Annotated in this window: 25 protein-coding genes and 1 riboswitch; of the genes, 11 read left to right on the top strand and 14 right to left on the bottom strand. The window is 35.8% G+C overall.

The features are described from left to right. Positions 1 to 201: 201 nt before the first annotated feature. The gene (locus QW060_RS06450; RefSeq protein ID WP_290362824.1) at positions 202 to 375 is read left to right on the top strand and encodes a hypothetical protein; all 174 of its coding nucleotides are present in this window, start codon (positions 202 to 204) and stop codon (positions 373 to 375) included. Between the two features lie 201 nt (positions 376 to 576). On the opposite strand, the gene dapB is transcribed toward QW060_RS06450, so the two are convergent. The 3 genes from dapB to QW060_RS06435 are packed head-to-tail and all read right to left on the bottom strand — an operon-like array spanning position 577 to position 3,763. After that, positions 577 to 1,389: a 4-hydroxy-tetrahydrodipicolinate reductase gene (dapB, locus tag QW060_RS06445; RefSeq protein ID WP_290362823.1), complete on the bottom strand. Its 813-nt coding sequence runs from the start codon at positions 1,387 to 1,389 to the stop codon at positions 577 to 579. 18 nt (positions 1,390 to 1,407) lie between these two features. Then, the gene (locus QW060_RS06440) at positions 1,408 to 2,541 is read right to left on the bottom strand and encodes an Atu1372/SO_1960 family protein (protein ID WP_290362822.1); all 1,134 of its coding nucleotides are present in this window, start codon (positions 2,539 to 2,541) and stop codon (positions 1,408 to 1,410) included. Positions 2,542 to 2,557: 16 nt separating this feature from the next. Next, the gene (locus tag QW060_RS06435) at positions 2,558 to 3,763 is read right to left on the bottom strand and encodes a CynX/NimT family MFS transporter (protein WP_290362821.1); all 1,206 of its coding nucleotides are present in this window, start codon (positions 3,761 to 3,763) and stop codon (positions 2,558 to 2,560) included. A 78-nt stretch (positions 3,764 to 3,841) separates the two neighbouring features. Between QW060_RS06435 and QW060_RS06430 the strand changes: the two genes are divergently transcribed. Together QW060_RS06430 and QW060_RS06425 are read left to right on the top strand one after the other, a co-directional pair. Further along, positions 3,842 to 4,639 carry a helix-turn-helix domain-containing protein gene (locus QW060_RS06430; RefSeq protein ID WP_290362820.1) on the top strand — a complete coding sequence of 266 codons (798 nt, stop codon included), beginning with the start codon at positions 3,842 to 3,844 and terminating at the stop codon, positions 4,637 to 4,639. Between the two features lie 163 nt (positions 4,640 to 4,802). Then, positions 4,803 to 4,979: a hypothetical protein gene (locus QW060_RS06425; RefSeq protein WP_290362819.1), complete on the top strand. Its 177-nt coding sequence runs from the start codon at positions 4,803 to 4,805 to the stop codon at positions 4,977 to 4,979. Between the two features lie 253 nt (positions 4,980 to 5,232). Here the strand turns inward: QW060_RS06425 and QW060_RS06420 are convergent, their stop codons facing one another. The 4 genes from QW060_RS06420 to QW060_RS06405 form a co-directional block, all read right to left on the bottom strand. Further along, positions 5,233 to 5,868 carry a DUF4377 domain-containing protein gene (locus QW060_RS06420; protein ID WP_290362818.1) on the bottom strand — a complete coding sequence of 212 codons (636 nt, stop codon included), beginning with the start codon at positions 5,866 to 5,868 and terminating at the stop codon, positions 5,233 to 5,235. A gap of 103 nt (positions 5,869 to 5,971) precedes the next feature. After that, positions 5,972 to 7,603 carry an ABC-F family ATP-binding cassette domain-containing protein gene (locus QW060_RS06415; protein ID WP_290364709.1) on the bottom strand — a complete coding sequence of 544 codons (1,632 nt, stop codon included), beginning with the start codon at positions 7,601 to 7,603 and terminating at the stop codon, positions 5,972 to 5,974. A gap of 114 nt (positions 7,604 to 7,717) precedes the next feature. Continuing rightward, complete coding sequence (locus tag QW060_RS06410; protein WP_290362817.1) at positions 7,718 to 8,683, bottom strand: T9SS type A sorting domain-containing protein; 966 nt, start codon at positions 8,681 to 8,683, stop codon at positions 7,718 to 7,720. A gap of 3 nt (positions 8,684 to 8,686) precedes the next feature. Beyond that, positions 8,687 to 9,988: a DUF5074 domain-containing protein gene (locus QW060_RS06405; protein WP_290362816.1), complete on the bottom strand. Its 1,302-nt coding sequence runs from the start codon at positions 9,986 to 9,988 to the stop codon at positions 8,687 to 8,689. A 142-nt stretch (positions 9,989 to 10,130) separates the two neighbouring features. Continuing rightward, positions 10,131 to 10,306: riboswitch (cobalamin riboswitch) on the bottom strand. Positions 10,307 to 10,489: 183 nt separating this feature from the next. Between QW060_RS06405 and lipA the strand changes: the two genes are divergently transcribed. From lipA to QW060_RS06390, 3 genes are read left to right on the top strand one after another with little or no spacing between them, the layout of a single operon-like run. Beyond that, positions 10,490 to 11,365, top strand: coding sequence for a lipoyl synthase (gene lipA / locus QW060_RS06400; protein WP_290362815.1), 876 nt, complete (start codon positions 10,490 to 10,492; stop codon positions 11,363 to 11,365). A gap of 42 nt (positions 11,366 to 11,407) precedes the next feature. Next, a complete protein-coding gene (gap, locus tag QW060_RS06395; protein ID WP_290362814.1) occupies positions 11,408 to 12,412 on the top strand; it encodes a type I glyceraldehyde-3-phosphate dehydrogenase in 1,005 nt (334 codons plus the stop codon). 36 nt (positions 12,413 to 12,448) lie between these two features. Then, positions 12,449 to 13,027, top strand: a complete 579-nt coding sequence (locus QW060_RS06390) for a PhnA domain-containing protein (protein WP_290362813.1) — start codon at positions 12,449 to 12,451, stop codon at positions 13,025 to 13,027. 189 nt (positions 13,028 to 13,216) lie between these two features. Here QW060_RS06390 and QW060_RS06385 read toward each other — a convergent pair whose 3' ends face one another. Further along, positions 13,217 to 14,032, bottom strand: coding sequence for a penicillin-binding transpeptidase domain-containing protein (locus QW060_RS06385; RefSeq protein WP_290362812.1), 816 nt, complete (start codon positions 14,030 to 14,032; stop codon positions 13,217 to 13,219). A 110-nt stretch (positions 14,033 to 14,142) separates the two neighbouring features. Here QW060_RS06385 and QW060_RS06380 point away from each other — a divergent pair, with 110 nt between their 5' ends. Next, positions 14,143 to 14,685, top strand: a complete 543-nt coding sequence (locus QW060_RS06380) for a hypothetical protein (protein ID WP_290362811.1) — start codon at positions 14,143 to 14,145, stop codon at positions 14,683 to 14,685. A gap of 32 nt (positions 14,686 to 14,717) precedes the next feature. On the opposite strand, the gene QW060_RS06375 is transcribed toward QW060_RS06380, so the two are convergent. Beyond that, on the bottom strand, positions 14,718 to 15,557 hold the full coding sequence (locus tag QW060_RS06375) for a 1,4-dihydroxy-2-naphthoyl-CoA synthase (protein ID WP_290362810.1): 840 nt from the start codon (positions 15,555 to 15,557) through the stop codon (positions 14,718 to 14,720). A 127-nt stretch (positions 15,558 to 15,684) separates the two neighbouring features. On the opposite strand from QW060_RS06375, the gene QW060_RS06370 reads away from it, so the two are divergent. Both QW060_RS06370 and QW060_RS06365 read left to right on the top strand, forming a co-directional pair. After that, complete coding sequence (locus QW060_RS06370) at positions 15,685 to 16,860, top strand: serine hydrolase domain-containing protein (RefSeq protein WP_290362809.1); 1,176 nt, start codon at positions 15,685 to 15,687, stop codon at positions 16,858 to 16,860. A gap of 76 nt (positions 16,861 to 16,936) precedes the next feature. Then, the gene (locus tag QW060_RS06365) at positions 16,937 to 17,458 is read left to right on the top strand and encodes a lipocalin family protein (protein ID WP_290362808.1); all 522 of its coding nucleotides are present in this window, start codon (positions 16,937 to 16,939) and stop codon (positions 17,456 to 17,458) included. Positions 17,459 to 17,509: 51 nt separating this feature from the next. On the opposite strand, the gene QW060_RS06360 is transcribed toward QW060_RS06365, so the two are convergent. The 3 genes from QW060_RS06360 to QW060_RS06350 are packed head-to-tail and all read right to left on the bottom strand — an operon-like array spanning position 17,510 to position 20,814. Then, positions 17,510 to 18,466, bottom strand: a complete 957-nt coding sequence (locus QW060_RS06360) for a transketolase family protein (RefSeq protein ID WP_290362807.1) — start codon at positions 18,464 to 18,466, stop codon at positions 17,510 to 17,512. Between the two features lie 9 nt (positions 18,467 to 18,475). Then, entirely contained in the window at positions 18,476 to 19,948 is a 1,473-nt protein-coding gene (locus QW060_RS06355) for a hypothetical protein (protein WP_290362806.1), read from the bottom strand. Between the two features lie 17 nt (positions 19,949 to 19,965). Next, the gene (locus QW060_RS06350) at positions 19,966 to 20,814 is read right to left on the bottom strand and encodes a transketolase (RefSeq protein ID WP_290362805.1); all 849 of its coding nucleotides are present in this window, start codon (positions 20,812 to 20,814) and stop codon (positions 19,966 to 19,968) included. A 138-nt stretch (positions 20,815 to 20,952) separates the two neighbouring features. Between QW060_RS06350 and QW060_RS06345 the strand changes: the two genes are divergently transcribed. After that, on the top strand, positions 20,953 to 22,161 hold the full coding sequence (locus QW060_RS06345; protein ID WP_290362804.1) for an MDR family MFS transporter: 1,209 nt from the start codon (positions 20,953 to 20,955) through the stop codon (positions 22,159 to 22,161). 12 nt (positions 22,162 to 22,173) lie between these two features. Then, complete coding sequence (locus QW060_RS06340) at positions 22,174 to 22,947, top strand: ABC transporter ATP-binding protein (protein ID WP_290362803.1); 774 nt, start codon at positions 22,174 to 22,176, stop codon at positions 22,945 to 22,947. Here QW060_RS06340 and QW060_RS06335 read toward each other — a convergent pair. Both QW060_RS06335 and QW060_RS06330 read right to left on the bottom strand, forming a co-directional pair. After that, positions 22,944 to 23,990 (bottom strand): cation diffusion facilitator family transporter, encoded by a 1,047-nt coding sequence (locus tag QW060_RS06335; protein ID WP_290362802.1) that lies wholly within the window; start codon positions 23,988 to 23,990, stop codon positions 22,944 to 22,946. The genes QW060_RS06340 and QW060_RS06335 overlap by 4 nt on opposite strands. Next, entirely contained in the window at positions 23,950 to 24,513 is a 564-nt protein-coding gene (locus tag QW060_RS06330) for a pseudouridine synthase (RefSeq protein WP_290362801.1), read from the bottom strand. The genes QW060_RS06335 and QW060_RS06330 overlap by 41 nt, the downstream gene beginning before the upstream one ends. Positions 24,514 to 24,639: the final 126 nt, after the last annotated feature.

Genomic DNA, 24,639 nt, shown 5'->3' with positions numbered 1-24,639 from the left:
CACCTAAAAACCAAAACTTTTCAAAAAAGCAGCCTTTTTATGAAACATAAAATTTTTACAAGGATGTCTTCTCTCTAAACATCATTATTCTAAAAAATCTACGTCTGATGTCTACAAAATCATGAGTAACTACAGGGCACTTACTCAGCTTAAAGCAACAACAATTGTATGCTTAATTTTTGTGAACATACTACTTAAAATGTGTTTCGGATAATCTTAATCATTCTCTTTTGTCCTCCAGAAATAGTCATATACACAAGAATGATCTCTGCATTACTGAAAAAACAACTTCGGGGAATACCTGTGGTTTATACTATTTTGCAACACACAGTTAATGAAGCGAAAAAAATTCGCAAAATGCTTCGGGGCATTTAACTGTGCATGTAAAACCACAAGGGGTTGTTTTATCGGTAAACTGATACTTAATTTTAAATAAAATAAGTTATAATTATCTTAAAAAACAAATTTATTTAAAATTATTTTTCAACATAACAGTATTTTAAACAAGAAAGCCTTTTAATCCCTGATAAAAAGATAAAGGCTTTATTAAAAAATGAATAGTGAATATTTTTTGAACTAAAATTTCATGATACTGTCAAGTCCTCTTTTTAATCCTTTAAATGTGTGAATTTCTTTAATTGCTAACAATCCACCGGCAACATATGGTGTAGCACTGCTTCCGGAATCATGGCGAATGGTCAGCCGTTCATCCGGCAGTCCAAAAATAGTTTCAATGGCAATCACATAACTTGGTAAGCGCAGGGAATGAACCCGTATGTTATGAATTTTAGCTCCTCTGCTCTCAACCGGACCTACCAGTTCATCATCGGATATGGCATCTGATGGCTGGTGAATTTTTGATAAACGATCTACCAGCTCCAGAGTAGTTCCACTTGGTGTATCTATTTTTTGATGATCTGCATAGTCTATAATTTCAAAATCAGGAAGATATTTAGCTGCAGTTTCTGCAAGCTTTTGCAATAATACTGCTGTGATAGCAAAATTACCAACAGCCAAGACGGCACGGTTTTTTTCCCGGGCAGTCTTTTCTATCTCTTTATAATCTTCTTCTGTAAGACCTGAAGTTCCGATGATGACATCAACACCTTTTCTGAGTGCTGTCAATACATTGTGTTTGGCTATATCAGGTTTCGTGAACTCAAATAATACGTTTGCATCAATAGCAGACAGGGCAGTCTCTACATCTTTAAACAACGGAACCGGAGTTCCATCTGTTCCAAGAACTTCTGACAGATGCTTACCGCTTTGACTTCTTGAAACTCCACTCACCAGCTGCAGCTGATCATCATTTATTATTCCTTTACACAAGGCAGAACCAGCCCATCCGGTGGCTCCTGCTACACAAATTCTGATTTTCTGATTTCTCATAAGATTATGTATTACTATTTATTCTATTTCAAAAACAGCCTGTATCTCAACACTGGAATTTAAAGGTAGTGAAGAAGCTCCCAGAGTCGCTCTGGTATGTTTTCCTTTATCACCAAAGATCAAGACGTTCAAGTCGGATGCCACATTCATTAAATCCGCATGCTTTGTATATCCTTGTTCCGTATTAAACATTCCCGTAAGTTGTACACACTGTTTTACTTTTTCCAAGTCACCATTCGTAGCTTCTTTGAGTACCGCAATGATATTGAGCATAGTCTGATATGTTGCATCTTTTGCCTGCTGTTCAGTAATATCTTTGCCAATGGTACCCGGATAAAGTATTTTTCCTTCTTTTAATGCTACCTGATTAATATAAATTAGATTCCCCGAACGTGTAAACGGGGTGTAGTTTCCTGCCGGAGCAGGTACATCAGGCAATATAATACCTGATTCCTTCAATCTGTTTGCAACCGTCTTATTTTGAGTAGAAGACGTTGCTGACATTTCAACAGAGGCTGTGCTCTTATTGTGTAAAGCAACAACAATATGAGCAAATGATTTTCCCTGCAATATAGCAAATTTTTTCTCTCCGTCAGAAGGTCTTTCACTTCCCGGCATAGCCTGTAAAGAAGTTGCTCCGAATACAGTATTTCCCTGAGCAATATCTCTATCAATTGAAGCGGTACCGGCTGGTACAATAATCATTCCATGTACTGCCAATGTGTTCCAAAAGGATAGAATGGCTGCTTCATGAGCATCTCCGCTGCCGGCTGACATGAATACTGTAGCTGGTTTTCCTGCTAATTTCTTATGCGTATATAAATCAATACTGCCATCGAGAAAACTACGCATGCTACCACTCATATTTCCAAAATAGACAGGCGATCCGAAAGCGATCCCGTCATAATCTGCCAATTCATCAATAACAGCTACGGGTACATCTTTCATCAGCGGATTTAAAGTTGGTTTTACCTGTTTTATAACGGCTGTTGCTTTTCCTTCCTCTTCAATTCCTTTGACGAGTTCTTTTGCAAGCTTATAAGTACCTCCTGATTCAGAATGGATAAGTACGAGAATACGAGCCTTATTCTGAGATAATAACTGTAAAGACGTTAATAATATTGCTATGGTAAGTATTATTGTTTTTTTCATATCATACATTTTATTATTAATAATTTTCAACATATTTATTTCCGGCTGCCTGCCAACCAAAATAAAACAGCGCAACGAGTGTTAGCAGTAAAAAATAGAAAGAAAAATTCCAGCTGCTGTCAAAATCATGCAGTTTTCCAAAAACAGGTGGACCAAAAGCCGCTAATAAATAGCCTATGGACTGAGCCATACCTGAGATTTTAATCGCATTTTCACTATTTTTTGTTCTGATTGAAAAAAATAACATAGATAAACTAAAAGCCAAACCGGAAGACATACCTAATAATACAGCAGCCAGATAGATGTAAGTTGCCTGAAAAAAAACGAGCAATACAATACTTACAACCATACAAATCGTCATTCCCACTATTAGTGGTCTCTGGTTTGACAATCGCGAAGCAACAATAGGACCAAAAAAGGTAACCGGTAACATGGCCAACTGCATCACTGATAGCACCCAGCCACCTGATTCTTTTGGTAATCCGTAATCCAGTAGTACTGCCGGTATCCATGAAATCACGCAATAATATACTAAGGATTGAATTCCCATAAACAAACTTATGTTCCATGCCTGAGATGATCTGAAAAGAGAGTTCTTGGAAGATGGCTGAGCTGATTTTTTTACAGTTGTTCTCTTCTTAGCTGATTTTTCAAAAAGCCATATACACAAGGCAAGGAAAGACAAGATGATCCATACTCCCATTGAACCTTTCCAGCCATAGCCCGTATATTTGCCTATGACAACACTAAAACCTGAAGCTAAAGCAGCCATAAGATTCATGGACACCGAATACAACCCTGTCATAACCCCTATTTTATCTGGAAATACATTTTTTATATATCCCGGCATTATTACATTGCCCACACAGATTCCCAATCCTATCAAAAAAGAACCGAGAAATAAAAAATAGACGGTACCGGTAATACGAAGACATAATCCAACCATCAAAATAAATAGTGCAAAGAAAACGATAGGTTTGATGCGGTATTTTTCACAAAGCCTGCTTACCACTACTGACAGAAAGGCAAATACAAATAACGGAATTGAAATGAGTAAACTTGCCTGCAGATTGGTTAACGAAAGTGCCTTACTTACTTCTCCCAAAACAGGACCTACTGCTGTGATGGGCGACCGCAGGTTTCCGGCAATTAATACAATCGCTAATACAGGAACAAAAGCCTGAAATGTTTTTTTAGTGGGTTGATCTATTGTATCATTCATATTTTTAAGTATTATGTAGGATACAAATGTAAATGCGTTTTTTTGTTTAAATTTGCCAATAATTAAATACAGAACGACATGAAATGTGGTATGATAAAGATTTCTCCAACTGTATTAGTTGATCAGATTCCCAAAAGCAGCTTTGTTTGGTATGAAGATGATTGGGTACACGAGGCAGACCCTCATTCTCATAAACGTGCCCAATTAGTATATGTAGAAGAAGGATTTCAATACCTGCACATCGATAAAAAAATTATATTGCTGCCTCAGAATCACGCTGCCTGGATTCCTTCAAATCTATTGCACAAAACAACAACTGAGGCTACTTCTATCCGATTGATGACTTTGTTTTTTGATGTAGAAGAGCAAGATGCTTTTTATGATAACATCTGTATATTTACAGTTCCGGTAGTATTAAAAGAGATGCTTAAATATGCTGCTAAGTGGAGTAAAAAACAAGAATATTCTATAGAAGAAGAAGCCTTTCTACTGGCTATTTTCAGAGAACTACCTAACTTTGTAAAACACTCGTTAACGTTGAGTATACCCGTACCCGAAGACTCCCGATTAACAGTTGTTTGCCATTATATAAACAAACACTTTTGCGAAGATATCAACATTATCGAACTCGCAGAAGCCGCTAATTTGTCTCTTCGGACACTGGAGCGCATTTTTAAAAAAGAAACCGGAATTACTGTACTAAAATACATACAGCTGGTGAAAATTATTAAAAGTATTGAATATCTGGGTACAGGGGAATATACTATTTCTGAAGTGGCACATAAAGTAGGCTATAAAAGTTTACAGGCATACAGTACCAGTTTTTATATGCTGATAAAAGAACGCCCTACTGCCTTTTTAAAATTCCGCATATAAGAATTTAAATAGCAACACAAGAATCCGCTAAATCATTCATTTATTCCCTGCTATTTATGATGATATTTTTTTAATCTGTTAGAATTCAAAACAATAAGAAGGGCCAAAACAGGGCTGACCAATATTGACATCATAAAAGCTGACCAAAATCCAATGGTTCTTTTTGCCCCGACTCTACCGACAAGATAACTTAAAAGAATTAGAATACCAATCCAAAGAATACTTTCCAAAACCCCATAAATTTATTGTGAATGTAATGGCTTATTTATGGCAGACTTTTTTTCGGCTTTTGGAGAGCATAAAACAACGATTAATCCCACAAGAGGTGTCATTAGTATAGAAACAATCATAGATGTTTTAAATCCAATTACGCGCTGTGATCCTAATTTAGCAACGCCATAGATCAGTAATGACCAGATAGCAAATGATATAATTTTTTCCATAAAATATAGTGTTTTCACAAATATACATGATTTTGTGTAAAGTAGCACGGTATTTTAAGAAGTAATCAATGGATTGATAAATATGAAAAAAGCTCCCAGTATAGGGAGCTTCATTTATATCTTATTTATATCTTATTTATATGTTACTTTTTAATGTACAAGATCCATCACATTCGTTTCAAGCAGATAAACGCCTTTTGCATGTGCCGGATGTAAATTTTTTGCTTTGAAAACATATTCTCTGTTTACCACAGGCATTACTGTCGGAGAAGGTACCAATTCTGCATATACAGTGGATCCTTCTTTAATTTCCGGACTTACAGAACTGCTTATGCGCATTTTCACAACGATTACCTCCATTTTTCCCTGAGCAGCACCTCTACCAATGGATTCTTTTTGTACTTCAAGTACTTTTGCTGTACATTGATATTCCTTTTGAGTCTGTGACATTACCACAGGTAGGTTTTCAGATGTTTTAGCTGTTTTGCTCATCTGCTTAACCAATGAATACTTTATTGAAGAAGCATCTGCAGGTACATTCGCAAGTTTTTCTTCTTTTACTTTAATACGGTATTCATAATTAGGTTCATAGTTGAATCCTTCAATGGTACTGTAAAAATATTCCCATTCGGTAGCATTTCCTTTTTTTACCAATAAACACTTTTGCGGAGCTACTCCCGTACAATCCGCTTGTTGTGATGCAATGATGTAATCGTGAACATTACCTGTACTGCAGGATGTCAATATAAACATCAGACACAAAGAGAAATAGATGATTTTTTTCATATTCTTATTTTTTTAAGTAGTACTAAATTAGTACTTTATTAATTCACTCTCATAAAAAAATAAAAAATTTCCTTTAGCCGGGATTCAAATGATTAATGAATGTTTATTTTTCTATATCTCTTAAATTTTCCATTTTCTTGTGTGCCAAAAAGCCTTTAATATCTTCAAAATGCTCTTTTACACGTTTGTTTCCGAATTCAAATACTTTTTCGGCTAATCCATCCAGAAAATCACGATCATGTGACACCAGTAATACAGTTCCTTCAAAATCTCTCAGAGCATCTTTGATAATGTCTTTTGTTTTCATATCCAGATGGTTGGTAGGCTCATCCAGAATCAACAGGTTTACCGGTTCCAGCAGTAGTTTTATCATTGCAAGACGCGTCTTTTCACCTCCGGAAAGGACTTTTACTTTTTTCTGTATATCATCTCCCGAAAACATAAATGCCCCTAAAATGTTTTTAATCTGTGTACGAATATCACCTTCTGCAATACGGTCAATAGTTTCAAAAATAGTAAGATTTTCATCCAGTAATGAGGCCTGGTTTTGAGCAAAATATCCAATTTTAGCATTATGTCCGATCTCAACTTTGCCTTCAAAATCCAATTCTTGCATGATCGCCTTTACCATAGTAGATTTACCCTCTCCGTTTTTACCTACCAAAGCGACTTTCTGCCCTCTTTCGATCACCATATTGGCTTCATGGAAAACGACATGGTCTCCATACTTTTTCGTCATACCTTCTACGACTACCGGATACTGTCCTGAACGCGGAGCTGCAGGAAATTTTAGGCGAAGAGCCGATGTATCCACTTCATCTACCTGAATAATGTCCAGTTTTTCAAGCATTTTTACGCGAGACTGTACCTGTAACGTTTTGGAATAGGTACCTTTAAAGCGCTCAATAAACTCAGTAGTCTCAGCAATCATCTTTTGCTGTTCTTCGTACGCTTTTAACTGATGAGCACGTCGATCCTGACGCAATACTAAATAATCAGAATATTTGGCTTTGTAATCATAAATACGCCCCATAGTCACTTCAATAGTACGGTTGGTAATGGCATCAACAAATGCGCGATCATGCGAGATGACCATAACAGCTTTTGCCGAGTTAATCAAAAACTCTTCGAGCCACTGAATACTTTCGATATCCATATGGTTGGTAGGCTCATCAAGCAAAATCAAATCGGGTTTTTGTAAAAGTATTTTAGCGAGTTCAATACGCATCCTCCATCCACCAGAAAATTCTGAGGTCGGACGGTCCAAATCTGTTTGTGTAAATCCTAACCCCTTTAGAATTTTTTCTACTTCAGCATCATAATTGACTTCTTCAATAGAATAAAACTTTTCACTTAATTCTGATACTCTTTCAATAAGTTTCATGTACTCATCAGATTCATAATCCGTGCGTACAGTCAGCTGTTCGTTTATTTCTTCAATAGCAGCTTTCATTGAAAATAATTCTGCAAAGGCTTTTGATGCTTCTTCCCGTACTGTGGCATTATCCTGAGTAAGCAAATGTTGCGGTAAATAGGCAATAGAAGCCTCTTTCGGAACTGCAACAGAGCCGGAAGTCGGTTTACTAACACCTGCAATAATTTTTAAAAGAGTAGATTTTCCGGCACCATTTTTCCCCATAAGGGCAATTTTATCGTTTTCATTTATAGAAAAATTGACACCACTAAATAAGGTAGTACCGCCAAACTGAACTGCGATATCGTTTACTGTAATCATGAGTAGAAACTGCTTAATTTTTTGCAAATATACATTTAGTTTTTTCGTATTGGAGTAAAAAAACAAAAACCGCCTGATATTACTACCAGACGATTTTCAAAAAAAAACAATAATTTATTTTTTAATCATTTTTAGATTTCTTTTCTTCCCCTGACTCTGCAAGGTCAGAAGATAAATACCCGAGGGAAGTGAACCAGTATTGATAATGCCTCCGTAATACCTGCCTTCCAAAACTGTTTTGCCTAATACATCTTTAAATACATACTCTATTTCATAATTATAATCATCTGAAATAAAAAGTTCTGTCGTAAAAGGATTCGGATAAACTTTTAATGCAAATACATCAAAACTTTCTTCACTTAAAAGCTGTTCATGAATCACGCCTACTGCCTGCAGATCAAATCCACCCGAAGGAAAAGGTGTTGGAAACGAATCATTGATTTTATTACCATAACTGTCATAAGTGGCATATACCGGATTTAATGATCCGCAGACATCAGTGATTTTTACAAAACGAACTGCCTGTTTATCCAACAGAGGAGCGTTCTGAATATCTGAAAGATCAAACGGTGTTCCATATTCGCCTATATATTTCCCTGCCAGATTATGCAGATTTTGTGCTACAGGTGTATCAAAGGTTCCCAATTGTGTATGAGTCTGTGTTAGACTGTGTGACGGAAACATATAATAATTGACTCCGTCTGAACTTACAGCAACTGTTGCCAGTTCTAAATAGCCGACAGATCCGTTTTCAAATACTGCAAAATCATATCCCTGACCGTCTCTTATCGGATGTTCAAAGGTTGCAACAGCATATCCTTTATCGCCCAAACTTACGACATTACCATCCGGATAGCCTATGGCATTTTCAGGAACTCCGCTACTTGCCAGACCCAGCCCCGGAAGCTGAATATTCTGAAAACCTCTTACAACCCGTACATCGGTAGCCCACGCCGTAAAAGACAGACTTCCCTTATGTATAGCTGTAGAACCTGGCGTACCTGCCTGAGGAGCATAAGGCTGTGCAAAAACGAAGCTGCCCGAAATAAAAAAGGTCAGAAAAATGATCGATTTAAACATGTATTATTTCTTGATTAATTTCAAGGTCTGTACTTGCTTGTTATTTTCTAAACGTACAATATAAGTACCGTTTGCAAGGTAACTTACATCAATTCCTTGTGTACTTGTTTTCGTTTTAAGAATTTGCTTACCAAATAAGTCAAATATAATCACTGAAAATTCTTCTTTTGAATTTACATATAATCGATCTGATACCGGATTTGGATATAGTGATACCAAAGATGTTTTAGGATCATCTATACCCGCTGAAGGGCTGACAGCAGAAGGGTAAAAATGATTGGGAAGACCGCCTACATTAAAAGTATCCAACAAATTACCTTCCATTGAATATACATAAACAAATCCACTGTTGCCATAACCATTTGCATCCCCTACATAGATTTTATCTTCAATAATATCCATTCCATAAATTCCTAAATAATCGGTCACCGGAGTTGTTATAAAAGGGGCTGTATCCAATGTATTGGTAGTCAAAGAATATTTGTATATTTTTTCTTTGCTCGTCACATAAAAACCATCTCCCTGCTGTGCCATATGAGAAGCAGGCATATCTTCTGAAAAAGTTACAAGTGTCTGATATGTATCTGTAGTAAGATCAATTTTTCCGATACTGGAAGGCGTTTGCACCAGACCTAAAGAAGAAGCCCAATCAGGAATTCCACCGTTAAGCAGATAAATATTGTTACCCGAAACAATCATCTCTTTGGGAACATCTCCTACATTGATAACTGTTGTAGTTGCATCTGCAATATTATAGACACTTACTTTACTCTCAAAACCGTAGCCACCCTGATGTGCAATATAAAGTTTACCATTGATTTCCTCTATTTTTTCAACACCGTTTGTCATCGGAACAGGTTGCCCCAGTGTGTAAGTTTCCAGATCTAGAACCGCTAAATAATCATCTTCTTCATTGCTTCCTACACCCCAACAGGTAATATAAGCCTTGTTTCCGGAAAAAGCCATATAGCGAGGGTTAACAAGACCTGTATCGATTGTTTCAATATATTCAAAAGTACTACTGTTGACCACGACAATTTTATTGGATGCGTTCAGTACAATAAATGCTTTATCATCGTGGAAAGCAATACTTTGACCTACATCTCCCAATTCCTCATCATTATTTGCCAATCGGTCAATATAATTCGTCAGCTCATTGTCAGGTGAAAGAAAAGAAACTGAGGCATCATTGCTTCCCATATTTCCTTCATTCAGAATAAGAACACCATCATAATACTGCTGTTGTGAAAAACCATTTACCGCAAATGATAAAAAGGCTGCTACTAAAAAATAATTTTTTCTCATGTTATAGTTATTTAAAAAATTAAACCCACAAAATCTGAGTCAGCTTTCGTGGGTTTATATATCAAAAATATCTATAACAATAGCATGTTTCAGCTATAAATAACTGAAACTATCTGTGATATCTGCCTTTTTTCCCGAAAGCTAAATCAGTATATTTAAGGCAGGTCTCCTGGCTTGCATCTTATTATTTGCCTTCTCAATTTTACAATCAATGGCTTTTTTATAATAATAAGTATATAGCTTACAGTTGCGGGTACAGCTCAAGTATCTCACTTGATTCCCTTTTACTATTTTATAACCTTAAATATTTCGAAATAAAAAGCGAATATAGTGTTTTTTATTAGTGATTTATCATTTTTAACAACTACAAACAAACCTGTATTAAATAAAACTCAAATTTTAAAAATATGATCTTTAGATTTAGTAACTTTGATAGATCAACAATTTCTGATAGAAACAATATAGATTGTTTATATTTGCAATACAATTTTTTGATATAAAATGAACACAGTTCTCGACTCAAATACACTTACACCACAAGGCAAACCCAAATGGCTACGGGTAAAATTACCTACGGGTAAAAAATACACGGAGTTAAGAGGTCTTGTAGATAAATACAAGTTAAATACAATTTGTACTTCAGGCAGTTGTCCGAACATGGGCGAATGCTGGGGTGAAGGAACCGCTACATTTATGATCCTCGGAAACATATGTACAAGATCATGCGGATTTTGCGGCGTAAAAACCGGAAGACCTGAAACAGTAGATTGGGACGAACCTGAAAAAGTAGCACGTTCTATTAAACTGATGAATATTAAACATGCTGTGTTGACCAGCGTGGATCGCGACGATCTTAAGGATGGTGGCTCTATCATTTGGGCTGAAACGGTAAAAGCGGTAAGACGTATGAACCCGGAAACTACCTTAGAAACTTTGATTCCTGATTTTCAAGGAATGGAGCGTCACCTTGATCGTATCATAGCCGTACGTCCTGAAGTAGTTTCACATAATATGGAAACTGTTCGCAGACTGACAAGAGAAGTACGTATTCAGGCAAAATATGACCGTAGTCTGGAAGTACTTCGCTATCTGAAAGAACAGGGAGTAAACCGTACAAAAACAGGTATTATGCTGGGACTTGGAGAGACTGAAGAAGAAGTAATCCAAACCATGCATGATTTAAAAGGTGTACATCTGGATGTCCTGACCATTGGTCAATATTTGCAACCGAGTAAAAAACATTTACCTGTAAAAGAATTCATCACACCGGATCAATTCAAAAAATATGAAACCATCGGTCTGGAATTAGGATTCAAACATGTAGAAAGCGGTGCATTAGTACGCTCATCTTACAAAGCACAAAAACATATTTTATAATAAATCCAGGTCGTTCTAAAAAGAACGACTTTTTTCTTACTCATGAAAAACACCCGAATAGCCATCAATGGTTTTGGTCGTATCGGCCGTAATCTATGTCGTCTGCTCCTCCACCATCCAACGATTGAGATTGTAGCTATCAATGACCTGGCAGATACTAAAACCATGGCCCATCTGTTGAAATATGACAGCACTCATGGAAAGCTCTCAGATGAGATCAGTTTTGATACGGATCATCTGTATATCAATGAAAAAACAATCCGTTACTTTAGAGAAAAAGACATCAGCCGTTTAGATTGGAATGATCTCAACATTGATTTTGTCATTGAGGCAACCGGAAAACATAAAACCTATGAACTTCTGGAGCATCATATCAGAAACGGTGCAAAAAAGGTAATCTTATCTGTTCCTCCTGAAGACAACAAAATTAAAACCGTAGTACTCGGTGTTAATGAGCATATTCTGAACAAAGAAGACATCATTGTATCCAATGCAAGCTGTACCACAAACAATGCGGCACCAATGATTAAGATTATAGATGCATTGGGAGGTTTGGATAAAGCCTTTATAACAACGGTTCACTCTTACACTTCAGATCAGAGTTTACAGGATCAGCCCCACAAAGATCTCAGAAGAGCCCGTGCAGCGGCACAATCTATCATTCCGACAACAACAGGAGCTGCCAAGGCACTTACCAAAATTTTCCCTGAATTTGAAGGAAAAATAGGCGGTGGCGGTATTCGTGTTCCGGTACCAGACGGTTCACTTACTGATATTACCTGTTATATTAATAAAGATGTATCGGTAGAAGAAATAAATGCGGCGTTTAAGAATGCGGCAGAAAATGAATTAAAAGGCATCATCGAATATACAGAAGATCCTGTAGTATCCATTGATATTGTAGGAAATCCACATTCGTGTGTATTTGATGCCCAACTCACCTCAGTTTTAGACCGAATGGTAAAAATTGTAGGATGGTATGATAATGAAATAGGATATTCTTCCCGAATAATCGATTTAATTACGTATTTATCAGACCATAACTAAATTTGTTTGCTATTTTTGCACATTAATTTATAATCCATGAAAACAGAAGAAAAATTAAAGACAAGAAGCGGAAATCAATGCGAACTGTGCGAAAGCAAATCCGGTTTATCTGTCTATGATGTACCTCCGACAGCAAGTAATCTGGCGGATCGTGAAATTTACATTTGTACAACCTGCTTATCGCAAATAGAGAAAAAAGAAGCTCCGGATGCGAATCACTGGCAATGTTTATCAACGGCAATGTGGAGTGAGGTTCCGGCAGTTCAGGTAGTCAGCTGGCGTATGCTCAACCGTTTCAGAAATGAAAGCTGGGCTGCAGATTTATTGGATATGATGTATCTGGATGATGAAAATCTGGAATGGGCAAAACAAACCGGTGATCATGAAGGTGACGGGTCTATTGACCTGCATAAAGACTGTAATGGTAATATTCTGGTAGGTGGTGATACTGTAACCTTAATAAAAGATTTAGATGTCAAAGGATCTACCATCAATGCTAAAATAGGAACTGCCGTAAGAAATATCCGACTGGTTCATGACAATACGGAACAGATTGAAGGTAAAGTAGATGGACAACTATTGGTTATCCTTACAAAATTTGTAAAAAAGCAATAATATTCGTACCTTATTATAGTATAAAAAAGAGAATACATTGTATGAAAACTCCGCAGAATTTAATAGCACAATAATCTGCAAATATGTTTTTGGCATGCGTTTTGAATTATTACTTACAAAAATAAGCCTCGAATTCAATTTAATAAATCCAATCCTGAAGGCCTGTATCCAATACAGGTCTTCTTTTATTTACATAATTCCCAATACATTTAAGATCTCACCTGTAATCGTATATTTTAATGTTTGAAATTCTTTTACTGAAAGATCTTCAATCGATTTATAAATACGTGTTGAAAAATAATAAGTATCTTCCTTGGTTACAATAATACCTATCCACCAGTCAACGGCCTGACCCTTATAAACCGTATAAGCATTATACCCATATAAAGTGATTTTTTCATTCTTATTTACCAGCATTTGATCCAACACATATTGCTGGTGTTCTTTATGGAATCGTAATTGTTTATGATACAGTTTTTGCAACAGATCTATTTGTTGTCGGGGTGTCACAGCCAGACCGCCATAGTTCCAAAAATCAGGTATTTTTCTGTTGATTTTTCTGTTGGAATATTTCAGTTGATTTAAAAAGAAAAAATAATCTTTATCGGAGATTGTTTTGGAAATTCGCTCAAAAAACCAATCGTTTCTATAATAGAGCGCTTCATCTAAATTGGTATCACAATTCCACGATTTCATAGGAAGCCCGAAATAGTATCTTTTTATTCTGTCCCATGATAAAAAATCATCACTCGAGTGTGTTATTTTCTCAAGATCCAGAGCAATCAGCGTATTGAGGATATTAAAAGTAGTTCCCGGTGGTGTCGGATGCGTCAGATCCGATTCGTTATTAAAAATCCAACTGTTTTTGGTTTCATTATAGATAAGAACAGAACCATCTACTCCTTTTGATTTAAAATAAAAATCAATATAGTTTTGTGCCATAAGAGGCATTGAAACAAAAAAAATTACAAGGAATAATAATCGGTTCATTACTGATATTTTCAACAAAAATACATTTTATAAATTATTTTCAGCAGAATAGGACAAAGAATACATATTTTTTCACATATTTGCTTATCTTTTTTTTAAACAATAATTAGAAACACTTTACACTTATGAAAAAAATTATTTTTTTTTGCCTCGCTTTAACTGCGGGTATGGGGTTATTTTCAGCATGTGAACCTGATTACGTAACGGATGCTAATAACAATGGTAATAATGGAAATCCGAATAACAACAATGGCAACTTTGTAGTGAACGTTACATCCGGAACTAAAAGCGGTACTACATTTACATCAAACGGTGTCGGAACAGGAGTGGCGACACAAGGAACTGTAATGGGAAAAACCGTTTATCTTTTTATAATCAATTACAGTACCTGGGGGCTTGCCGGAAATATAGGCGATTTGGATAATCATCAATTTACATTTGTTGACAATGACTTTATGATTACTGATATCACTAATCAAATTATTTACGAAAGTATCGAAAATCAAGGAAATTGGACATTAAGTAATATACAGGTAATAAGAGATATGCCGGAAGTACAACAAAAAGTAATTAAATGTAAAATAACCTTTAAAGGAAAATTTAATGCGCGAAAAGGATTGGAGACTATAGAAGAAAATGTTGAACTCAACGGTACTTTAAATTTTTAATACAGAAAAAGCTCTCTTTCGAGAGCTTTTTTTTATGGAATATATTTTTTATCAAAGTTGGGTTTTCTTTTTTCCAAAAAAGCATTTCTTCCCTCTATTGCTTCCTCAGACATATACGCCAATCGGGTAGCTTCTCCTGCAAAAACCTGCTGACCAACCATACCGTCATCTGTCAGGTTCATGGCAAATTTGAGCATTTTTATAGAAATAGGAGATTTTTCCAATATCTCCTGTGCCCATTCATAAGCCGTATCTTCAAGTTCATTATGCGGGATAACAGCATTTACCATTCCCATTTCATAAGCATCCTGTGCAGAATAGTTTCTTCCTAAGAAAAATATTTCTCTTGCCTTTTTCTGTCCTACCATTTTCGCCAGATAAGCAGAACCATAACCACCATCAAAACTGGTTACATCAGCATCGGTCTGTTTAAAAATCGCATGTTCTTTGCTCGCTAATGTCAAATCGCACACCACGTGTAATGAATGTCCACCTCCTACAGCCCAGCCCGGAACTACGGCAATAACAACTTTTGGAGTAAAACGAATCAACCGTTGCACTTCAAGAATATTTAAACGATGATAACCGTCTTCTCCGACATATCCCTGATATCCTCTTGCCTTTTGATCACCTCCGCTGCAAAAGGAATAAACACCGTCTTTAGGAGAAGGCCCCTCAGCAGAAAGTAAGATTACTCCTATAGAAGTATCTTCATGAGCATCGTGAAAAGCTCTTAGAAGCTCTGCCGTTGTTTTTGGACGAAAGGCATTTCTTACTTCAGGACGATTAAAAGCGATACGCGCAACTCCATCGCATTTTTTATAAGTAATATCATCAAATTCGATGGCTGTCTGCCAATTTATTTTACTCATAACTATCATTTATTTTTTGTAAAAATAAGGGAATAAAACTTTATAAGAAAGTTTTAATAATTTTTAGTCTTTTTTTTAGATGTAATTTTTTGAAGATTGTATATTTGCATATATCACATTTACTTTTATGAAATTTTTATATATAGCAGCCCTTTCCCTTACCCTTTTTTCGTCAGCATGCAGTAAAAATGAAGCCAATGCACAGAGTCTGGATTCAAAGAAAAAAGAGAAGAATTTATATGAAGTTAAATTCAGCAAATTATCAGAAAAATATAAAGAAGATAAAAAACTTGCCGTAGAAGATTATTATAAATCCTATATTGATAAAGGTGGTTTTTCAGGTGGTTTTTTAGTGGCTAAAAATGGTGAAATCATTTATGAAGACTATCAGGGATATTCCAATTTTGAAGAAAAAGAAAAAATAACCAAAGAAACACCAATGCACGTTGCTTCTGTGGGTAAGGTTATTACAGCCGTTTCTGTATTGCGCCTTGCCGATAAAAAAATGTTGGATCTTGATCAGAAAGTAAATACTATTTTAGAAGGTTTTCCCTACAGTACTATTACTGTAAGAAACCTGTTATCACACCGTTCAGGAATTCCTTATTATGGTCATTTTACGGAAAAAGCTGGTGTTTGGGACCGTAAAAAAACGATTACCAATAAAGATGTATTGGAATTATTATCTACAAAAGGCATCAAACTTGATTTTACACCAGATACACGTTTTACTTATTCCAATACCAACTATGTATTACTCGCTCTAATAGTAGAAAAAATCACGAAAAAGCCTTTTAAAGAAGCTTTAGATGGTTTAATTTTCACACCTTTAAAGATGGAAAATACATTTGTATTTGACGATATGACTAAAAAGAATGAAGTTACCCAGTCTTATTATGCCAATAATAAACGAATGCATTGGGATTATTTAGACGGTACTTACGGAGATAAAAATATCTATACCACTCCACGTGACCTGCTAAAACTTGATATCGCTTTATACTCAGATGAGTTTTTGAGTAAAAAGATGAAAGAACAAATGTTTAAAGGTTATAGTTACGAAAAATCAGGTCAGAATAATTATGGTCTGGGTCTCCGTATGATTGAACCAAGCGGTGATGGCGATTTATATACGTTTCACAACGGATGGTGGAGGGGAAACAAAACTTCTTATATTACCATAAGAAAAGATTCAGCTACCATTATCTGCTTTAATAACAAGAATTCAAGTCTGGCTTATAAGACGAAAGCACTTGCAAAAGAATTTGGTAATTTCCCTTTTATAAAGGATGCTGAAGAATAGATAAAAAACCCGGATCAACATCCGGGTTTTTTATTTTTCAAAAATATTTGGTTAACTTTAATAAAAAAGAAATATTATGAGAAAACCATCTATCTTACTTATCCTTATCAGCTGTTTGTTCGCCGCCTGTGTCAACATCCCTGATAAAGCTACGGCTGTGAAAGATTTTGAAAAAGAAAAATATCTTGGACAGTGGTACGAAATTGCACGTTTTGACTTTAAGTTTGAACGGGATTTGAATAATACTACGGCTAATTATTCCCTGAATGATGACGGTAGTATAAAAGTTCTGAATAAGGGATATAATTATAAAACAAATAAATGGAAAGATGCCGAAGGCAAGGCTAAATTTGTTAATTCAGACAAAGAAGGCCGGCTAAAGGTTTCCTTTTTTGGTCCTTTTTATTCCGGTTATAACATTATCTCTATTGACGGAAATTATGAATATGCTCTTATTATGGGAGACAATTTAGATTATATCTGGTTTTTATCGCGTTATAAGACCATGCCTCAGGAGATAAAAGATAAATATGTAAAAATCGCCACAGAGGTAGGTTATGATACCGGAAAATTGATCTGGGTTGAACATGATAAATAAAAAAGGTTGTGAAATTTCACAACCTTTTTTTGTAGGTATTCTCAAAACAGATTATTTTTTGCGTCCCAATACTTTGGTTACTTTCTTAATAATACTGTCTGCATTAAGTTCATATTTCTCCATAAGCTCTTCCGGAGTACCAGACTCGCCAAATGTATCGTTTACAGCAACGAATTCCTGCGGAACCGGATTATTTAACGATAGAACTCTCGCTACGCTTTCTCCAAGTCCTCCTAAGAAATTATGCTCTTCGGCTGTAACCATACAACCTGTTTTGGCTACAGATGATAAAATAGCTGCCTCATCAAGTGGTTTAATGGTATGAATATTAATTACCTCTGCAGAAATTCCTTTTTGCTCAAGAGCTTCTGCTGCAATCAATGCTTCCCAAACCAAATGTCCAGTAGCTACAATAGTTACATCTGTTCCTTCTGATAAAACTAATGCTTTTCCAATTTCAAAAGGCATATCTTCCGGTATAAAATTAGGCACAACCGGACGTCCAAAGCGTAGATAAACAGGTCCGTTATGTTCAGCGATAGCAATTGTAGCTGCTTTGGTCTGATTATAATCACAAGTATTGATAACTGTCATCCCCGGAAGCATTTTCATCAAACCAATATCTTCAAGAATCTGGTGAGTAGCACCGTCTTCTCCTAAAGTAAGCCCTGCATGGGAAGCACAAATTTTTACATTTTTCTCCGAGTAGGCAACAGATTGACGAATCTGGTCATATACGCGTCCTGTAGAAAAATTAGCAAATGTACCTGTGAAAGGAATTTTCCCACCTATCGTCATTCCGGCTGCCAAACCAATCATATTGGCTTCTGCAATACCAACCTGAAAGAAACGATCCGGATGATTTTTTTTGAAATCATCCATTTTCAATGATCCGATCAAATCAGCACATAAGGCTACTACATTTTCATTTTTCTGCCCTAATTCTGTTAGTCCTGCACCGAATCCTGAACGTGTATCTTTACTTCCTGTATTTATATATTTTTTCATTTTTATTCTTTAATCAAGGGAATTTAAATATTCTTTTAATAATTTTTGGTCTTTTTTAGACATCTTTTCTCGTTTATTTTCTATCTCCAACAAGCTTTTTCTAAAAGAATTTATAGTGGTAAAATAGTCAACGTATCCACCGTTTTGGTAGATATATAAATCACATATCTGCCCTACCAAATTATATACTTCATAATATAATTTCTTGTCTTCAAACTGAGGAATTTTTTGTGAAAGCTCGGAACAGTATTGAGGCATATTATCCTTAAACAACTCTTTTGAATCATTTAATTCTGCTGCTAAAAAAACAGGTTCCGAAACCATATCTTTATATACAGACTCGTATTTAGTATAAAAGTCATATTCATCATACGCTACAGCAGCTGTATCTGCTACTGCGTATGCATAGTCTGCAGCATCTACTGCCTGAGAAGACTCTAATTCTTTAGGATTGTATTTTTTTGCAGCCTCCAGTACTTTTTCCAGTGAAGCAGTAAGTGTCTTTCCCTCTTTCTTTGTAATCGCTTTAGATTTTACAAAAGATTTTACCGAAGATTTTATATGTTTTTCATAAATCTTTATTACTTCTTCTCTTTTATAATCTTTTATACCATCATAATCAGAATCAGCATACAATAATGTACACCCTGTATCTTTGATAAGATTGGCAATGTTGAGCAAATTGGCATCCATATCCTGAAAATACTCATAGGTATTACACAATGGGTCTGAATAGTAATCATAATAGGAGTCTTCACCATAATATGGTACAGCTTCCGTTACTGCAATTGAATCTACAGCATAAGCTTCATATTCTGCTTCGGATGCTGCTTTCTGAGCTAAATATTTCTCTTCCAGATCCTTGTATTCTTTATCAAAATCGAAATCCAGTTTGATGGATACATTCTTCATATCCGTTAATTCAAAACTTTCATCGCTGTCAATCTTCTTTAAAGCGAGTATCAAACCATCTATAGAAACGGATGGCAATAAACTTTTCAGATTTTTGGTTTCATTTTTCTCATCAATACAAAGACAGGTTTCAAAAAAAGGTGATGAAAAATTGTCATCTGTACTTTTTATCTCATAATAGTTACATGGAATATTGAAAATGACATCACTTTTATTCATGGCTACCAATTCAACTTTGGCGTCAAATAAAGGAGATTCTGCAAAAGAATTATACATTTTATCATTCTTAACCACTACATTGCGCTCAAGTCCGAACGGATTTAAAGGAATTCTTTTTCCTTCTTTATACATGAGCGTTTCATAGTAATAACTGGCATAATTTATTTCTATCAGATTCGTTTTCTTACTTCCTAAATAGATACTGATATCATATCCGAAATTCTGTTCAGAAGAAGATCTGTCTTTTAAAGAATATACCAGTTTTTTGTTGAGTTCAACAGTAGGTTTAGACTGGCTGAATCCTGTGTAACTGATCAGGAAAATTCCTAAAAATAAACTTATTTTTTTCATAGTATTTTTTGGTTTTATTAATAATCTCCCAAAGTCATTCCGTTTTGTTCCAGAGCCTGTGCCAACTGGTCATCATTAGGGGCTTTTCCATGCCATGCATGCGTATTCATCATAAAATCTACACCGTTACCCATTTCGGTATGCAACATGATGGCAACAGGTTTTCCATTTCCGGTTTTGGATTTTGCCTTTTCCAATCCTTCAATTACTTTTTCTAAGTTGTTTCCGTTTGGTATTTCCAATACCTCCCATCCAAACGCTTCAAATTTATCTTTAATGCTAAACATATTAAGAACAACATCTGTTGGTCCGTCTATCTGTTTTCCGTTTAAGTCTACAGTAGCAATTACATTATCCACTTTGTTGGCTGCAGCATACATAAGTGCCTCCCAGTTTTGTCCTTCCTGTAATTCTCCGTCCCCCAAAAGCACATAAACCAATTTATTGTCTTTATTCAATTTTTTAGTTTGTGCTGCTCCTACTGCCACAGATAATCCCTGACCTAATGAGCCTGAAGCTACACGTACTCCCGGTAGATGGTCGTGTGTAGTTGGGTGCCCCTGTAAGCGCGTATTGATTTTTCTGAAGGTAGCGAGTTCGCTTACCGGAAAATATCCGCTGCGGGCCAGAATACTGTAAAACACCGGAGATATATGCCCATTTGATAAAAAGAAAAGGTCTTCATCTACCCCATCCATATCAAAAGTGTCTTTGCGTTCCATTACAGATTGATACAAGGCTACAAAAAACTCTGTACATCCCAATGATCCGCCCGGATGTCCTGAGTTTACGGCATGAACCATACGAAGAATATCTCTTCTGACCTGAATCGCTAATTGTTGTAATTGTTGTGTGTTAGGTTTCATTTATTTGAAATATAATATTTAGACAAAGATAGTTTTTTTGCTATATTTCACCAATTTGAAAGCTTATAATTATTTTCCTTGTTCCCTCTCAAAATTCAGGTCTAAACAAGTACCTTTGCAGAAGTTTTTTGGTTGGTTATGAAAAATTTTTGGAATAATTATCTGGACTCTTACAGAGGTCTATCACGTGCAACATGGATTCTGGCATTGGTTATGTTTGTCAACCAAAGCGGATCTATGGTTTTACCTTTTTTGGGCGTGTATATGACCGCCAGTTTAGGTTTTTCCTTAAAAAGTGCCGGCATTGTACTGAGCTGTTTTGGTGTAGGTTCTATTTTAGGATCTTTTGTAGGCGGCTGGCTTACGGATAAATTCGGATCTTTTAAAATTCAGACGATGAGTTTGTTTTTTTCGATTCCTTTTTATCTGATTCTGCCTTTTTTCAAATCATTTGAATCCTTGTGTATTGCGATTCTCTTTCTGAGTTTTGTCAAAGAAATTTTTCGCCCGGCTAATAGTGCTTCCGTTTCCTATTATGCAAAACCTGAAAATCTGACACGGGCATTTTCTCTGAATCGAATGGCATTGAATCTTGGGTATTCTATAGGTCCAGCTATCGGAGGGTTTCTTGCCGCTGTTTCTTATGATTTCCTGTTTTACACCAATGCTGTAATGTCTTTTTCAGCCGGTTTGGTCTTTTTCTTCTATTTTCGTTCCAAAAAAGGAAACCATTCTGAAAAAAATGCATTGAACAGGATTCAGGAAATACCTAAAGAAAAGAAACAAACTGCCTACAATGACAAAAAGTTCATTTTGTTCAGTGTTTGTGTTGCTTTATATGCTTTTTGCTTTTTTCAGATTTTAAATACGCTTCCTCTTTTCTATAAAAACGTCGCATTACTCGACGAAAAAAATGTAGGAATTTTAATGGCCTTTAACGGAATTATAGTTTTCACGCTTGAGATGGCTCTGGTGCATTTTACAGAAAAGAAATTCACACTGAGTACGAATCTTATCATCGGATGTATTTTCTGCGGTTTGTCTTATTTTGTTCTGCTCCCCTCACACGCCGTTTGGGTACTGTATTTTTCTATGTTTCTCATCTGTATTTCAGAAATCCTGGTAATGCCTTTCTCCTCAACAGTTGCCGTAAATCGTTCCAATCCGGTAAACAGAGGTTCCTATATGGGATTAAATGCAATTTCTTTTGCTATTGCTCACGTTGCTTCTCCGTTTGTTGGTACTCAGATAGCAGATCGTTTCGGTTTCAATACGCTATGGACCCTTAATATTATTATCATTCTGATGGCCAGTACAGGCTTTTATTGGATTATGAAAAAAATGTAAGTATTTTTGAGAATGGGTGTAATACAAACGAAAAATCTGAATATCGGATATGATCATAAAAAAGGAACGCAAGTCATTGCTGAAGATATTTCTGTTGTTTTAGAATCCGGTAAGCTTATTTCGCTACTGGGTAGCAACGGGATCGGAAAATCTACTTTTTTAAAAACAATTTCAGGTATATTAGCTCCATTGTCGGGCTCCGTTTTTATTGATGATCAGCCTATTGAATCTTACAGTTCTTCAATCCTGTCTCAAAAATTGAGTCTGGTACTTACTGAAAAATTACCGGAAAGTTCGCTGACGGTATATGAACTGATTGCTTTGGGACGACAACCCTATACCAACTGGCTGGATCAATTGGCTCCACAGGACATTTCTCAGATAGAAAATGCCATGGTACTAACTGATATAATGCATTTAAAAAACAAAAAATATTACGAATTAAGCGACGGTCAGTTCCAAAAAGTATTGATTGCCAGAGCCATTGCACAGGATACTCCTATTATTATTCTGGATGAACCTTCTACCCATCTGGATTTATATCACAAAGTAAAACTTTTTAAATTATTAAAAAATCTGGCCGAAAATACACATAAATGTATAGTATTCTCTACGCATGATCTGGATTTAGCACTTCAACTCAGCAATCAGATTATTTTAATGAAAAGGGACGGATTATACTTTGATACGCCGGATCAACTGATTAAACAGGGAGTATTTGATCATTTTTTTGATGATGAAACTATTATTTTTGACCGGAATAACAAACAATTCAGAATCCGTTAGTTCTCTTCTTCTGTTGTTTTATGATGTTTCTGATTAAGTGAAATGTTTTCAATTGTCCAGTCTATTCTATGATCAAAAGCATGCTGACGTACCGGACACTCTTCTTTGGTACAAATCTGGCAGGAGTATGTTCTGCAGCCATCTAAATGAACAAAAAGTTCAATACGGTCTCCGAAATGTTTACGGACAATGTCTTCAAGTATATCTACTTCATGATGCCCTTCATTGATATTGAAATACCAGGGCACTGTCATATGGCAGTCAATGTGCAGGGTACTTCCGTATTTTATTATGCGGAGATTGTGCAAATCAATCCAATTCTCACGACGTTCTTGCTGCAAATGTGCCACAACTTCTTCTAACAGTTCTACGTCTGTTTCATCCATGATACCGGATATGGCAGTTCTTAAAATTTTATAGCCTGTATAAATAATAATACCCGCAAATATCAAAGCAATCACACTATCCAGCCATGGAAGCCGGGTAAAGTACAGCACAATCAGTCCAACCACGATACCTATGGTTGAATAGGTGTCTGACTGTAAATGTTTTCCGCTGGCAATCAATGCTACCGAATGATTTTTCCTGCCTTTTTTTATAGCAAAGAATCCAACGATATAGTTGATAATGGCAGTTATGGAAACGAGATAGATTCCATAATCGATTTGTGTAACTTGTTTCGGATAACGCAGGTTGGCTATGGCTTCATAGATGATGAGTGCACCGGCAATGCTGATTAAGGCACCTTCCAGTGATGCCGATATAAATTCTACTTTACCATGCCCATACGGATGATTATGATCTTTCGGAAGTGCTGATAAATACAGACTGTATAAACCTACAAAACCGGAAACAACATTAATAATACTTTCAAGCGTATCTGTAAGAATAGCTACTGAATCAGTGATGTACCAGGCTATAAATTTAATAACAAATAATGCCACACCGACAATAGCAACAATACGTTGGAATTTAAAGCTTTCATTGGTTGATAAAACTGATTTACTCATTTTTCCAGTCAAAAAGTTTAACTTCTCCTGCATTTAATCCCTTTAAATGAAAATCACCAACTCTAACACGGATCAGTCTCAATGTAGGAAACCCTACCGCAGCCGTCATTTTTCTAATCTGGCGAAACTTACCTTCTGTGAGTGTAATAGAAATCCAGCTTGTAGGTCCGTGGCGTTCATCCCTAATGCGTCTGCCTTCACTGATCCATTCTGGTTTTTCAATAAGTGTGGCACTACATTCTTTCGTAAGATATTTAGTTCCTTTTACACCAATTTGAACACCTTTTTTAAGGATATCAATTGCCTGTTGATCGATAATACCATCTAACTGAACTATGTATTCTTTTTCTATATCCCGGCTTCGCACCTGCTCGCTTACTACTCCATCAGTGGTTAATAATAACAATCCTTCTGAATCTTCATCAAGTCTTCCGATCGCCATCGTTCCAGCCGGAAAAGGATACAATTCCCCTAACATTTTCTTTTTCCTTTTCTTTTCATAAATGAATTGAGACAGGTAACCGTGTGGTTTATGAAGTAAAAAATGTTGATGCATAGTATTGAAATCTTACTTCAAAAGTACATAAAACATTTTAATAAAGAATGTACTTATTATATTATAAAAATGAGAATAGCTTCTGCATCATCATTAAAGATCTGATCATTAAAAACGAATTATTAT

It is taken from the genome of Paenimyroides ceti (assembly GCF_030409925.1).
The sequence above is the reverse complement of the archived record's forward strand: the minus strand, read 5'-3'. Positions and strand labels throughout refer to the sequence as shown.

What these genes read in the sequence shown, in the direction of transcription:
- dapB (WP_290362823.1), bottom strand. Translation starts at nt 1,389, where the DNA reads ATGAGAAATCAGAAAATCAGAATTTGTGTAGCAGGAGCCACCGGATGG.
- QW060_RS06440 (WP_290362822.1), bottom strand. Translation starts at nt 2,541, where the DNA reads ATGAAAAAAACAATAATACTTACCATAGCAATATTATTAACGTCTTTA.
- QW060_RS06435 (WP_290362821.1), bottom strand. Translation starts at nt 3,763, where the DNA reads ATGAATGATACAATAGATCAACCCACTAAAAAAACATTTCAGGCTTTT.
- QW060_RS06430 (WP_290362820.1), top strand. Translation starts at nt 3,842, where the DNA reads ATGAAATGTGGTATGATAAAGATTTCTCCAACTGTATTAGTTGATCAG.
- QW060_RS06420 (WP_290362818.1), bottom strand. Translation starts at nt 5,868, where the DNA reads ATGAAAAAAATCATCTATTTCTCTTTGTGTCTGATGTTTATATTGACA.
- QW060_RS06415 (WP_290364709.1), bottom strand. Translation starts at nt 7,603, where the DNA reads ATGATTACAGTAAACGATATCGCAGTTCAGTTTGGCGGTACTACCTTA.
- QW060_RS06410 (WP_290362817.1), bottom strand. Translation starts at nt 8,683, where the DNA reads ATGTTTAAATCGATCATTTTTCTGACCTTTTTTATTTCGGGCAGCTTC.
- QW060_RS06405 (WP_290362816.1), bottom strand. Translation starts at nt 9,988, where the DNA reads ATGAGAAAAAATTATTTTTTAGTAGCAGCCTTTTTATCATTTGCGGTA.
- lipA (WP_290362815.1), top strand. Translation starts at nt 10,490, where the DNA reads ATGAACACAGTTCTCGACTCAAATACACTTACACCACAAGGCAAACCC.
- gap (WP_290362814.1), top strand. Translation starts at nt 11,408, where the DNA reads ATGAAAAACACCCGAATAGCCATCAATGGTTTTGGTCGTATCGGCCGT.
- QW060_RS06390 (WP_290362813.1), top strand. Translation starts at nt 12,449, where the DNA reads ATGAAAACAGAAGAAAAATTAAAGACAAGAAGCGGAAATCAATGCGAA.
- QW060_RS06380 (WP_290362811.1), top strand. Translation starts at nt 14,143, where the DNA reads ATGAAAAAAATTATTTTTTTTTGCCTCGCTTTAACTGCGGGTATGGGG.
- QW060_RS06375 (WP_290362810.1), bottom strand. Translation starts at nt 15,557, where the DNA reads ATGAGTAAAATAAATTGGCAGACAGCCATCGAATTTGATGATATTACT.
- QW060_RS06370 (WP_290362809.1), top strand. Translation starts at nt 15,685, where the DNA reads ATGAAATTTTTATATATAGCAGCCCTTTCCCTTACCCTTTTTTCGTCA.
- QW060_RS06365 (WP_290362808.1), top strand. Translation starts at nt 16,937, where the DNA reads ATGAGAAAACCATCTATCTTACTTATCCTTATCAGCTGTTTGTTCGCC.
- QW060_RS06360 (WP_290362807.1), bottom strand. Translation starts at nt 18,466, where the DNA reads ATGAAAAAATATATAAATACAGGAAGTAAAGATACACGTTCAGGATTC.
- QW060_RS06355 (WP_290362806.1), bottom strand. Translation starts at nt 19,948, where the DNA reads ATGAAAAAAATAAGTTTATTTTTAGGAATTTTCCTGATCAGTTACACA.
- QW060_RS06350 (WP_290362805.1), bottom strand. Translation starts at nt 20,814, where the DNA reads ATGAAACCTAACACACAACAATTACAACAATTAGCGATTCAGGTCAGA.
- QW060_RS06345 (WP_290362804.1), top strand. Translation starts at nt 20,953, where the DNA reads ATGAAAAATTTTTGGAATAATTATCTGGACTCTTACAGAGGTCTATCA.
- QW060_RS06340 (WP_290362803.1), top strand. Translation starts at nt 22,174, where the DNA reads ATGGGTGTAATACAAACGAAAAATCTGAATATCGGATATGATCATAAA.
- QW060_RS06335 (WP_290362802.1), bottom strand. Translation starts at nt 23,990, where the DNA reads ATGCAGGAGAAGTTAAACTTTTTGACTGGAAAAATGAGTAAATCAGTT.
- QW060_RS06330 (WP_290362801.1), bottom strand. Translation starts at nt 24,513, where the DNA reads ATGCATCAACATTTTTTACTTCATAAACCACACGGTTACCTGTCTCAA.